Origin of the sequence: Streptomyces sp. CC0208 (assembly GCF_003443735.1) — a bacterium.
Classification (GTDB): Bacteria; Actinomycetota; Actinomycetes; order Streptomycetales; family Streptomycetaceae; genus Streptomyces; species Streptomyces sviceus.
Window position 1 is genome coordinate 7,506,173 of record NZ_CP031969.1, and the last position, 12,271, is coordinate 7,518,443.

A 12,271-nucleotide genomic window follows, 5' to 3' on the forward strand; every position below is an offset into this window, starting at 1 on the left:
TCTCGGGCTGCCAGTACTGCTCTTCGGAGCGTGGAAAGCTGATCACGAGTGGCGAGGGTGTCGGGCACGCTGTTGGGTGTCTGAGGGAATGAACCCCCTCTGATACCGGCCCCGGTGAAGCATCGCGTAAGTGGTGTGTGACGGGTGGCTGGTCGTTGTTTGAGAACTGCACAGTGGACGCGAGCATCTGTGGCCAAGTTTTTAAGGGCGCACGGTGGATGCCTTGGCACCAGGAACCGATGAAGGACGTGGGAGGCCACGATAGTCCCCGGGGAGTCGTCAACCAGGCTTTGATCCGGGGGTTTCCGAATGGGGAAACCCGGCAGTCGTCATGGGCTGTCACCCATACCTGAACACATAGGGTATGTGGAGGGAACGCGGGGAAGTGAAACATCTCAGTACCCGCAGGAAGAGAAAACAACCGTGATTCCGGGAGTAGTGGCGAGCGAAACCGGATGAGGCCAAACCGTATGCGTGTGAGACCCGGCAGGGGTTGCGCATGCGGGGTTGTGGGATCTCTCTTTCACAGTCTGCCGGCTGTGAGACGAGTCAGAAACCGTTGATGTAGGCGAAGGACATGCGAAAGGTCCGGCGTAGAGGGTAAGACCCCCGTAGTCGAAACATCAGCGGCTCGTTTGAGAGACACCCAAGTAGCACGGGGCCCGAGAAATCCCGTGTGAATCTGGCGGGACCACCCGCTAAGCCTAAATATTCCCTGGTGACCGATAGCGGATAGTACCGTGAGGGAATGGTGAAAAGTACCGCGGGAGCGGAGTGAAATAGTACCTGAAACCGTGTGCCTACAAGCCGTGGGAGCGTCGCGCATTGAGTTTACTCAATGCGTCGTGACTGCGTGCCTTTTGAAGAATGAGCCTGCGAGTTTGCGGTGTGTTGCGAGGTTAACCCGGGTGGGGTAGCCGTAGCGAAAGCGAGTCCTAATAGGGCGTTTGAGTAGCACGCTCAAGACCCGAAGCGGAGTGATCTAGCCATGGGCAGGTTGAAGCGGAGGTAAGACTTCGTGGAGGACCGAACCCACCAGGGTTGAAAACCTGGGGGATGACCTGTGGTTAGGGGTGAAAGGCCAATCAAACTCCGTGATAGCTGGTTCTCCCCGAAATGCATTTAGGTGCAGCGTCGTGTGTTTCTTGCCGGAGGTAGAGCACTGGATAGGCGATGGGCCCTACCGGGTTACTGACCTTAGCCAAACTCCGAATGCCGGTAAGTGAGAGCGCGGCAGTGAGACTGTGGGGGATAAGCTCCATGGTCGAGAGGGAAACAGCCCAGAGCATCGACTAAGGCCCCTAAGCGTACGCTAAGTGGGAAAGGATGTGGAGTCGCAGAGACAACCAGGAGGTTGGCTTAGAAGCAGCCACCCTTGAAAGAGTGCGTAATAGCTCACTGGTCTAGTGATTCCGCGCCGACAATGTAGCGGGGCTCAAGCGTACCGCCGAAGTCGTGTCATTGCAGCATGAGGGCCAACGCCCGCTGTGATGGGTAGGGGAGCGTCGTGTGCCGGGTGAAGCTGCAGCGGAAGCTAGTGGTGGACGGTTCACGAGTGAGAATGCAGGCATGAGTAGCGATACACACGTGGGAAACGTGTGCGCCGATTGACTAAGGGTTCCTGGGTCAAGCTGATCTGCCCAGGGTAAGTCGGGACCTAAGGCGAGGCCGACAGGCGTAGTCGATGGATAACCGGTTGATATTCCGGTACCCGCTGTGAAGCGTCAAACATCGAACCAGGCGATGCTAAGTCCGTGAAGCCGTTCCGGACCCTTCGGGGAAAGGAAAGTGGTGGAGCCGGCGAACCAGACTTGTAGTAGGTGAGTGATGGGGTGACGCAGGAAGGTAGTCCAGCCCGGGCGGTGGTTGTCCCGGGGTAAGGGTGTAGGCCGTGTGATAGGTAAATCCGTCGCACATAAGGCTGAGACCTGATGCCGAGCCGATTGTGGTGAAGTGGATGATCCTATGCTGTCGAGAAAAGCCTCTAGCGAGTTTCATGGCGGCCCGTACCCTAAACCGACTCAGGTGGTCAGGTAGAGAATACCGAGGCGTTCGGGTGAACTATGGTTAAGGAACTCGGCAAAATGCCCCCGTAACTTCGGGAGAAGGGGGGCCATCACTGGTGAGAGGACTTGCTCCTCGAGCTGGGGGTGGCCGCAGAGACCAGCGAGAAGCGACTGTTTACTAAAAACACAGGTCCGTGCGAAGCCGTAAGGCGATGTATACGGACTGACGCCTGCCCGGTGCTGGAACGTTAAGGGGACCGGTTAGTCACATTTCGGTGTGGCGAAGCTGAGAACTTAAGCGCCAGTAAACGGCGGTGGTAACTATAACCATCCTAAGGTAGCGAAATTCCTTGTCGGGTAAGTTCCGACCTGCACGAATGGCGTAACGACTTCTCGACTGTCTCAACCATAGGCCCGGTGAAATTGCACTACGAGTAAAGATGCTCGTTTCGCGCAGCAGGACGGAAAGACCCCGGGACCTTTACTACAGTTTGATATTGGTGTTCGGTTCGGCTTGTGTAGGATAGCTGGGAGACTGTGAAGCTTGGACGCCAGTTCAGGTGGAGTCGTCGTTGAAATACCAGTCTGGTCGTGCTGGATGTCTAACCTGGGTCCGTGATCCGGATCAGGGACAGTGTCTGATGGGTAGTTTAACTGGGGCGGTTGCCTCCTAAAGAGTAACGGAGGCGCCCAAAGGTTCCCTCAGCCTGGTTGGTAATCAGGTGTTGAGTGTAAGTGCACAAGGGAGCTTGACTGTGAGACCGACGGGTCGAGCAGGGACGAAAGTCGGGACTAGTGATCCGGCGGTGGCTTGTGGAAGCGCCGTCGCTCAACGGATAAAAGGTACCCCGGGGATAACAGGCTGATCTTCCCCAAGAGTCCATATCGACGGGATGGTTTGGCACCTCGATGTCGGCTCGTCGCATCCTGGGGCTGGAGTCGGTCCCAAGGGTTGGGCTGTTCGCCCATTAAAGCGGTACGCGAGCTGGGTTTAGAACGTCGTGAGACAGTTCGGTCCCTATCCGCTGTGCGCGTAGGAGTCTTGAGAAGGGCTGTCCCTAGTACGAGAGGACCGGGACGGACGAACCTCTGGTGTGCCAGTTGTCCTGCCAAGGGCATGGCTGGTTGGCTACGTTCGGGAGGGATAACCGCTGAAAGCATCTAAGCGGGAAGCCTGCTTCGAGATGAGGACTCCCACCCCCTTGAGGGGTTAAGGCTCCCAGTAGACGACTGGGTTGATAGGCCGGATCTGGAAGCCCAGTAATGGGTGGAGGTGACCGGTACTAATAGGCCGAGGGCTTGTCCTCAGTTGCTCGCGTCCACTGTGTTAGTTCTGAGGCAACGACTGTGTCTTTTTCCGGTCGAACTTCATAGTGTTTCGGTGGTCATAGCGTGAGGGAAACGCCCGGTTACATTCCGAACCCGGAAGCTAAGCCTTACAGCGCCGATGGTACTGCAGGGGGGACCCTGTGGGAGAGTAGGACACCGCCGAACTCCTTTTAGAGCTCTGGCTCTTGGGCACACAGCTCAAGAGCCAGAGCTTTTTTGCGTTGAGGTAGGGTCAGGGAGCATCGTTCGCACGTTTCCCACAGGAGGCCCCCGGGTGGAGGTCCAGGAGACCCGGGTCCAGACGGACCGGGTCCTCACCATCCCCAACATCCTCAGCATGGCGCGGCTCGTTGGGGTGCCGCTCTTCCTGTGGCTGATCCTCAGGCCCGAGTTCGGAGGGCCCAAGAGTGACACCTGGGCACTGCTGGTACTGGCTCTGAGCGGTATCAGCGACTACCTGGACGGCAAGCTGGCCCGGCGGTGGAACCAGATCAGCAGCCTCGGCCGGCTGCTCGACCCCGCCGCCGACCGTCTCTACATTCTCTCGACCCTGGTCGGTCTCACCTGGCGCGAGATTCTGCCACTTTGGTTGACGGCTGTACTGCTCTTGCGAGAGCTGGTTCTCCTGGTGATGGTGGGCATCCTCAGGCGTCACGGTTATCCGCCGCCGCAGGTGAACTTCCTTGGCAAGGCCGCCACCTTCAACCTGATGTACGCCTTCCCGCTGCTCTTGCTCAGTGACGGAACTGGTTGGATCTCGTCACTCGCTGCTATTTTCGGATGGGCGTTCGCCGGATGGGGTACAACCCTGTACTGGTGGGCAGGAGTGCTCTATGTGGTCCAAGTCCGCCGACTGGTCCGTGCGGACGCCCAGGCCGACTGAACTCGCCCATTGCCACGGCCGTAGCGGCTCAATGGCCCCCGGCGGAAAAGTGCGGGACAATCTGGACGGGTGAAGTCGGCTGGACCGTCATCTTTTAAGGAGGACGCTTCCGACATGAAGGCCGTCGTGATGGCCGGAGGCGAAGGCACACGCCTTCGTCCCATGACCTCGAGCATGCCCAAGCCGCTCCTGCCGGTGGTAAACCGGCCGATCATGGAGCACGTGCTGCGGCTGCTCAAAAGGCATGGGCTCAACGAGACCGTCGTCACCGTGCAGTTCCTGGCCTCACTGGTCAAGAACTACTTCGGTGACGGTGAAGAGCTCGGAATGGAGCTCTCCTATGCCAATGAGGAGAAGCCACTCGGTACCGCCGGGAGCGTCAAGAACGCCGAAGAGGCGTTGAAGGACGATGCTTTCCTCGTCATCTCCGGTGATGCCCTGACCGACTTCGACCTCACCGAGCTCATCAACTTTCACAAGGAAAAGGGCGCACTGGTCACCGTCTGTCTGACGCGTGTGCCCAATCCGCTCGAGTTCGGCATCACCATCGTCGACGAGGAAGGCAAGGTCGAGCGCTTCCTGGAGAAGCCGACCTGGGGCCAGGTCTTCTCGGACACCGTGAACACGGGTATCTACGTCATGGAGCCCGAGGTCTTCGACTACGTCGACCCCGATGTGCCCGTGGACTGGTCTGGTGACGTCTTTCCTCAGCTGATGAAGGAAGGCAAGCCGGTCTACGGCTATATCGCGGAGGGCTACTGGGAGGACGTCGGCACGCACGAAAGCTACGTGAAGGCGCAGGCCGACGTTCTCGAAGGCAAGGTCGACGTCGAGATCGACGGCTTCGAGATCTCTCCTGGCGTGTGGGTGGCCGAGGGAGCCGAGGTACATCCCGACGCCGTTCTTCGTGGTCCGCTGTACATCGGTGACTACGCCAAGGTCGAGGCCGGCGCCGAGATCCGTGAGCACACCGTCGTGGGCTCGAACGTGGTCGTGAAGAGCGGGGCGTTTCTGCACAAGGCCGTCGTGCACGACAACGTGTATGTCGGGCAGCAGAGCAATCTCCGTGGCTGTGTCGTCGGGAAGAACACCGACATCATGCGGGCGGCCCGTATCGAGGACGGCGCGGTCATCGGCGACGAGTGCCTCGTCGGCGAGGAATCGATTATTCAGGGGAATGTGCGGGTCTACCCGTTCAAGACCATCGAAGCCGGTGCCTTCGTCAACACCTCGGTCATCTGGGAGTCCAGGGGCCAGGCGCATCTTTTCGGCGCCCGTGGCGTCTCCGGCATCCTGAACGTCGAGATCACCCCTGAACTCGCGGTCCGGCTGGCCGGCGCCTACGCGACGACCCTCAAGAAGGGTTCGACCGTCACCACCGCCCGCGACCACTCCCGTGGCGCGCGGGCACTGAAGCGGGCGGTCATCTCCGCTCTGCAGGCCAGCGCCATCGACGTACGCGACCTGGAGAACGTGCCGCTGCCCGTCGCGCGGCAGCAGACCGCGCGAGGGAGCGCCGGCGGGATCATGATCCGGACCACGCCCGGGGTGCCGGATTCCGTGGACATCATGTTCTTCGACGGGCGAGGCGCGGACCTTTCCCAGGGCAGCCAGCGAAAGCTGGACCGGGTGTTCGCGCGGCAGGAGTACCGGCGCGCGTTCCCCGGCGAGATCGGGGACCTGCACTTCCCGGCGAGCGTCTTCGACTCGTACACCGGATCACTGTTGCGGAACGTCGACATCACCGGGATCTCCGAGGCCGGGCTGAAGGTCGTCGTGGACGCGTCGAACGGCAGTGCGGGGTTGGTGCTGCCGAGTCTGCTCGGGAAACTCGGGGTGGACTCGCTGACCATCAACCCGGGGCTCGACGAGTCCAGGCCGACGGAGACGGCGGATGCCCGGCGGTCCGGGCTCGTGCGGCTGGGCGAGATCGTGGCGTCCGCGCGGGCCGCGTTCGGTGTGCGGTTCGACCCGGTGGGTGAGCGGCTGTCCCTGGTGGACGAGAAGGGCCGGATCATCGAGGACGACCGAGCCCTGCTCGTCATGCTCGACCTGGTGGCCGCCGAGCGGCGCAGCGGCCGGGTGGCGCTGCCGGTGACCACCACGCGGATCGCCGAGCAGGTGGCGGCGTATCACGGCACGCAGGTCGAGTGGACGACCACCTCGCCCGACGATCTGACCCGGGTCGGGCGCGACGACTCGACGATCTTCGGCGGTGACGGCAAGGGTGCCTTCATCATCCCGGAGTTCAGCAGTGTCTTCGACGGTACGGCGGCCTTCGTACGGCTGATCGGGCTGGTGGCGCGGACGCAGCTCACGCTCAGCCAGATCGACGCGCGGATTCCGCGGGCGCATGTCCTCAAGCGGGATCTGGCGACCCCGTGGGCCGTCAAGGGGCTGGTGATGCGCAGGGTCGTGGAGGCGGCGGGCGATCGCTTTGTCGACACGACCGACGGTGTCCGGGTCGTCGAGACCGACGGACGCTGGGTGATGGTGCTGCCGGACCCGGCGGAGGCGGTGACCCATCTGTGGGCCGAGGGGCCCGACGACGCGTCCGCGCAGGCCCTGCTCGACGAGTGGTCGGCGGTGGTGGACAGCGCCGGCCGCTGAGCCGCGCACACGCGCGTGCCGGACATGTGTCCCCAAAGGGGCCTGTCCGGCACGCCGATGGGGCCATTCGGAGGTAGGGGCCGCGACGTGCGACGATGTGCGGCATGCCGCAGCAGCCCCCCATTCGGAGCACCCCCACGCGCCCGTCGCGCCCGGACGCCTCCATGTCGCTGCTCACCAACGTCATGGACCACAGCCTCGACGACGGGTACGCGGAGGCCGCAGACCGCAAGAAGGCGGCCGGTGAGGGTGGGCTGCCCAAGACGTTGCGGGCCAGGCTGGGTCTGGCCCTCGGGCTGGTGCTCGCCGCTCTCGTGGTGACCGTGGGGGCGGCGCAGGCGCGGGTGGCCGCTCCGGTCGTGGCCAAGGAGCGCGAGGAGCTCATCGACCGTATCGACCGGGAGACCGGGACGGCGGACAAGCTCGAGGAGAGCGTCGACCAGCTGCGCGACGACGTGACCACGCGGCAGCGAGAGGCGCTCAAGCACACGGGCGACAGCGGCCAGGCCGACCTCGTGGGCATCCTCTCGGGCGCCGTGGAGGTCCACGGGCCGGGCGTCAAACTGGTCGTGAACGATGCCAAGGAAGCCAGTACGGGGGGCGACGGGAACCCGCGAGAGACGTCGGGGTTCTCCGACACCGGGCGAGTGCGCGACCGTGACATGCAGCGGGTCGTGAACGGGCTGTGGGAGTCGGGGGCCGAGGCCATCTCCATCAACGGACAGCGGCTGACCGCGCTGTCGGCGATCAGGGCCGCGGGTGACGCGATACTGGTCGACAACAAGCCGCTGGTTCCGCCGTATACGGTGCTCGCGGTGGGGGACGGGCAGCGGCTGAGCACCAGGTTCCAGGACAGCGCCGACGGGCTGTATCTGCACGCCCTGCAAGAGAACTACGGCATCCGGACCGCCATCTCCGCGGAGGACGACCTCCGGCTGCCGGCCGCACCGAGTGTGATCGTACGTACAGCAGAGCCGAGAACTGAGAAGGGCACATCGTGATCGCCGTACTGGGCCTCGTCGTGGGAGTCGTGGCCGGCCTGTTGGTCCGGCCTGAGGTTCCGGCGGTCGTCGAGCCTTATCTGCCGATCGCCGTGGTGGCGGCGCTCGACGCAGTGTTCGGAGGGCTGCGGGCCATGCTCGACGGCATCTTCGACGACAAGGTCTTCGTCGTGTCGTTCCTGTCGAACGTGGTCGTGGCCGCGTTGATCGTGTTCCTGGGCGACAAGTTGGGCGTGGGCGCCCAACTGTCGACCGGTGTCGTCGTCGTGCTCGGCATCCGGATCTTCTCCAATGCCGCGGCGATCCGTCGGCACGTCTTCCGGGCGTGACGCCGATGAGCGAACAGGAAGAGACCCCCGGCGGCAGGCTGCGCAAGGAACTGCCCGAGGAACTCCCGGCGACGCCGGCAGAGGAGACCGAGGGGCCCGGCGCGCCGGCTGCGGAGCCCGGGCTGACCGGTCGTCAACGGCTTGTGCAGGGGCTGTGGCCGCCCCGCGTGACGCGGGCCCAACTCATCGTCGCCGTCCTGCTGTTCGGCCTCGGATTCGGCCTCGCCGTCCAGGTGGCGTCCAACAGCGACAGTGACAGCGCGCTGCGGGGCGCGAGGCAGGAAGATCTTGTCCGCATCCTCGATGAACTGGACGACCGTACTCAGCGTCTTGAAGACGAGAAGCAGGGCCTCGAGAAGCAGCGGGACGAGCTGGAGAACAGCTCCGACCAGGCCGAGGAGGCCCGCAAGCAGACGGTCGAGAAGGAGCGGCAACTCGGCATCCTCGCGGGCACGGTGGCCGCTCAGGGGCCGGGCATCACGATGACGATCGAGGACAACAAGGGGACGGTCGAGGCGGACATGCTGCTCGACGCGATCCAGGAGCTGCGGGCGGCAGGCGCGGAGGCGATCCAGGTGAACGGCGTACGCGTCGTCGCGGGAACCTATCTGTCGGACGCGGGCAAGAGCGTGAGCGTCGACGGGAACAAGATCACCGCGCCGTTTCGTTTCAAGGTCATCGGCAATCCGCAGGACCTCGAACCGGCGCTGAACATCCCTGGAGGCGTGGTGCAGACGCTCGAGAAGGAGCAGGCCACCATTACCGTCGAGCGGTCGGGCAAGATCGTCGTGGACGCCTTGCGAGCGGCGAAGCGGCCTGACTACGCTCGGTCGTCCTCCCAGTGAACCGGCGGTGCATGGGGGGCATCCGGCCAGGGCATGAGGTTGCGGGGGGTCGGCGCACCGAATGGGTGGTGCGTGGTGGAAACTGTCAGGTGGAAACGGACGTTGTGAGGATGTCCGGGTCGACCGGTGTGTTCAATCAGGGTTCGTCCTGCCCCACGGGCGGGTCTGTTTCGGTCAAGGGGAATCGCCCGTGAAGTTGTTTGCGAAGTTGTTCGGCAAGAGCGCCCGAGAAGGTAGCGACAACAACGCGACCGCTCGTCATCGCGCACAGCCCGACGCCGAGGGTCAGCGCCCGCTGTTCCGGGACCAGGTCGCCGGTCAGGGTGGTGACGTTTCCGGAGGTCAGGGCGTGCCGTCTGTTGACCCTGCCCAGTCCGGCGGCATAGGTTTCGGGCAGCCGTCAACCTCAAGTACGGGTGGAGGGTTTTCCCCTATGTCGGCCCTGGTGTGTACGAGGTGCGGTAACCGCAACGCGGAGAACAGCCGCTTCTGCTCCAACTGCGGCGCCCCGCTGCGGCCCGGTGCCGTGCCCGAGCGCCCCTCGGAGACGACCTCCACCATCTCCATCTCGGGTCTCGAGGCCTACGACTCCGAGGTCACCGGTCAGACCCAGATGCCGGCGCTCTCCCCGGAGGCGCAGGCGGCCGTCGACGCCCTCCCGCTGGGCTCCGCGCTCCTGGTGGTGCGCCGCGGACCGAACTCGGGCAGCCGTTTCCTGCTGGACGGCGAGCTGACCACGGCCGGCCGTCACCCGCAGAGCGACATCTTCCTCGACGACGTCACGGTCTCGCGTCGGCACGTGGAGTTCCGCCGCGGTCAGGACGGTTCGTTCACGGTGTCCGACGTGGGCAGTCTCAACGGCACCTACGTCAACCGCGAGCGGATCGACGCGGTCGCTCTGAACAACGGCGACGAGGTGCAGATCGGCAAGTACCGGCTGGTGTTCTACGCGAGCCAGCAGGGCTACTGACCCTCCCAGGGAAGGTCCATGCTTCAAACACCGAGCGGCGGTGCCGGACACGGCACCGCCGCCACGGACAGTGGGCTGATGAGCATCGGCACAGTGCTGAACGTGCTGCGCGACGAGTTCCCCGAAGTCACGATCTCCAAGATCCGTTTCCTGGAGTCCGAGGGCCTCATCGAACCGCAGCGGACCCCCTCCGGGTACCGGAAGTTCAGCAACCGGGACGTCGAGCGCCTCGGCCACGTCCTGAGAATGCAGCGGGACCACTATCTGCCGCTCAAGGTGATCCGGGAGCACCTGGACGCCATGGAGCGCGGCGAGGCCGTCGCGCTGCCCACGGTGGGCCGCCAGCGGGACGGAGAAACGGTCCTGGAGGTCTCCGAGGGCCCCACCGTGGCACGGATCGGCCGGGCCGAGCTGCTCGCCGCCGCCGAGATCGACGAGCCGCAGCTGGCGGAGTGGGAGGCGTACGGCCTCATCACGCCGCTGCCGGACGGGGCCTACGACGCCGAGGCGGTGACGGTGGCTGCACTTGTCGTGGAGCTCGGGCGGTTCGGGATCGAGCCGCGGCATCTGCGGGCGATGAAGGCGGCCGCCGACCGTGAGGCCGGGCTCGTGGACCAGGTGGTGGCCCCGCTGAAGCGCCACCGCAACCCGCAGACCCGCGCACACGCCGAAGCCCGCGCCAAGGAGCTGGCTGGGCTGACCGTGAAGCTGCACGCGGCACTTGTGCAGACCGCGCTCGGCGTGCGCCTGCCCTGAGGGCGTCGGGGGCCGGATCGTCCCCCGTTTCCTGCCCGACTACCCAAACGTCCCGGGCACGGCCTAGGGTTGCTGTGTGAACGAGCTCGATGTCGTAGGTGTCCGGGTCGAAATGCCCTCCAACCAACCGATCGTGCTCCTGCGTGAAGTGGGAGGCGACCGCTACCTCCCCATCTGGATCGGGCCGGGAGAGGCGACGGCGATCGCCTTCGCGCAGCAGGGCATGGCCCCCGCACGACCGCTGACGCACGACCTGTTCAAGGACGTGCTGGAGGCGGTCGGCCAGGAGCTCACCGAGGTGCGCATCACGGATCTGCGTGAGGGCGTCTTCTACGCGGAGCTGGTCTTCGCCAGTGGGGTCGAGGTGAGCGCGCGGCCGTCCGACGCCATAGCGCTGGCCCTGCGCACCGGGACGCCGATCTACGGCAGCGACGGAGTGCTCGACGACGCCGGTATCGCGATCCCGGACGAGCAGGAGGACGAAGTGGAGAAGTTCCGCGAGTTCCTCGACCAGATCTCCCCCGAGGACTTCGGCACCAGCAGTCAGTGAGGCGGCCGGGGCCGATCCGGCGGATCAGCGGTCCGTGACGGGTCGGCCGTGTCCGGTCGTCACCAAAATGCTGGCATTTGCCACCGGCGCCGGAGAGCGTCCTGCGGCCCGTTCGGAGCGCATTCGGCTAGCCTTTCCCCGCAGTGGGGTACGGCAAACCACTCCTAGGGTGATTATCACTCGGCGTGCCGAGTGTGGCGATCGTTGACGCACCCCTGGTGACTGCCTACCGTCGAGAAGGCAGGTCAAGGACGGAGGTCGGCGTGAGAAGCAGCGGCGACGGTACGGCTGGGGGTGCCCCCGGACGGAGTCTCGGGGCGAGCGGTCCGTACCCTCCCCCAAGCTCTCAACTGCCTTCGAGGTGGGGGGACCCCCATCCCGGCAGCGCTTTTCAGGGCAGCGCGGCCGATCACGCTCCGCAGCGACCGACGGCCGTGCCGAGCAGCGGAGGGGCGAGGTCCATGGCGTCCGAGCAGATCGGCTATCGCGGTCCTACGGCCTGCGCGGCGGCCGGTATCACCTACCGGCAACTCGACTACTGGGCGCGCACCGGGCTCGTGGAGCCGAGCGTGCGGCCCGCCCACGGGTCGGGGACGCAGCGGCTCTACAGCTTCCGGGACGTCGTCGTTCTCAAGATCGTCAAGCGGTTCCTCGACACCGGCGTGTCCCTGCAGAACATCCGCACCACCGTCCAGCACCTGCGGGAGCGAGGGTTCCAGGACCTGGAGCGCATGACCCTCATGAGCGACGGGGCCACGGTGTACGAGTGCACCTCGCCCGACGAGGTCCACGCGCTGCTCCAGGGCGGCCAGGGCGTCTTCGGGATCGCCGTGGGTGTCGTGTGGCGGGATGTCGAGAGCGCCCTGTCGCAGCTGCACGGGGAGCGCATCGACACGGGGGAGACGCTCATCGGGCACAACCCCGCGGACGAGCTGGCCAGGCGCCGCAACCGGGCGGTCTGAGGCCTGCCCCGCCGTCCGCGGCGGGGCATT

General features: G+C 64.7%; 9 protein-coding genes and 2 rRNA genes. All 11 read left to right on the plus strand.

Going from position 1 to position 12,271, the window contains the following annotated elements:
• The first annotated feature begins 191 nt into the window (after positions 1 to 191).
• The 11 genes from D1369_RS34500 (at position 192) to D1369_RS34550 (ending at position 12,241) form a co-directional block, all read left to right on the plus strand.
• Positions 192 to 3,313, plus strand: a 23S ribosomal RNA gene (locus tag D1369_RS34500).
• Between the two features lie 70 nt (positions 3,314 to 3,383).
• Positions 3,384 to 3,500 (plus strand): 5S ribosomal RNA (gene rrf / locus D1369_RS34505).
• Positions 3,501 to 3,609: 109 nt separating this feature from the next.
• Entirely contained in the window at positions 3,610 to 4,218 is a 609-nt protein-coding gene (locus D1369_RS34510; RefSeq protein WP_007380584.1) for a CDP-alcohol phosphatidyltransferase family protein, read from the plus strand.
• A 114-nt stretch (positions 4,219 to 4,332) separates the two neighbouring features.
• Positions 4,333 to 6,828, plus strand: coding sequence for a mannose-1-phosphate guanyltransferase (locus D1369_RS34515; protein ID WP_007380583.1), 2,496 nt, complete (start codon positions 4,333 to 4,335; stop codon positions 6,826 to 6,828).
• A gap of 104 nt (positions 6,829 to 6,932) precedes the next feature.
• Positions 6,933 to 7,829, plus strand: coding sequence for a DUF881 domain-containing protein (locus D1369_RS34520; protein WP_237557605.1), 897 nt, complete (start codon positions 6,933 to 6,935; stop codon positions 7,827 to 7,829).
• Positions 7,826 to 8,158 carry a small basic family protein gene (locus D1369_RS34525; RefSeq protein WP_003988855.1) on the plus strand — a complete coding sequence of 111 codons (333 nt, stop codon included), beginning with the start codon at positions 7,826 to 7,828 and terminating at the stop codon, positions 8,156 to 8,158. The genes D1369_RS34520 and D1369_RS34525 overlap by 4 nt, the downstream gene beginning before the upstream one ends.
• A gap of 5 nt (positions 8,159 to 8,163) precedes the next feature.
• Positions 8,164 to 9,003: a DUF881 domain-containing protein gene (locus D1369_RS34530; RefSeq protein WP_037899254.1), complete on the plus strand. Its 840-nt coding sequence runs from the start codon at positions 8,164 to 8,166 to the stop codon at positions 9,001 to 9,003.
• Positions 9,004 to 9,064: 61 nt separating this feature from the next.
• Entirely contained in the window at positions 9,065 to 9,973 is a 909-nt protein-coding gene (locus tag D1369_RS34535) for an FHA domain-containing protein (RefSeq protein ID WP_007380580.1), read from the plus strand.
• A gap of 18 nt (positions 9,974 to 9,991) precedes the next feature.
• Complete coding sequence (locus D1369_RS34540; protein WP_007380579.1) at positions 9,992 to 10,729, plus strand: MerR family transcriptional regulator; 738 nt, start codon at positions 9,992 to 9,994, stop codon at positions 10,727 to 10,729.
• 76 nt (positions 10,730 to 10,805) lie between these two features.
• Entirely contained in the window at positions 10,806 to 11,279 is a 474-nt protein-coding gene (locus D1369_RS34545; RefSeq protein WP_004002801.1) for a bifunctional nuclease family protein, read from the plus strand.
• Positions 11,280 to 11,542: 263 nt separating this feature from the next.
• Entirely contained in the window at positions 11,543 to 12,241 is a 699-nt protein-coding gene (locus tag D1369_RS34550; RefSeq protein ID WP_240436114.1) for a MerR family transcriptional regulator, read from the plus strand.
• Positions 12,242 to 12,271: the final 30 nt, after the last annotated feature.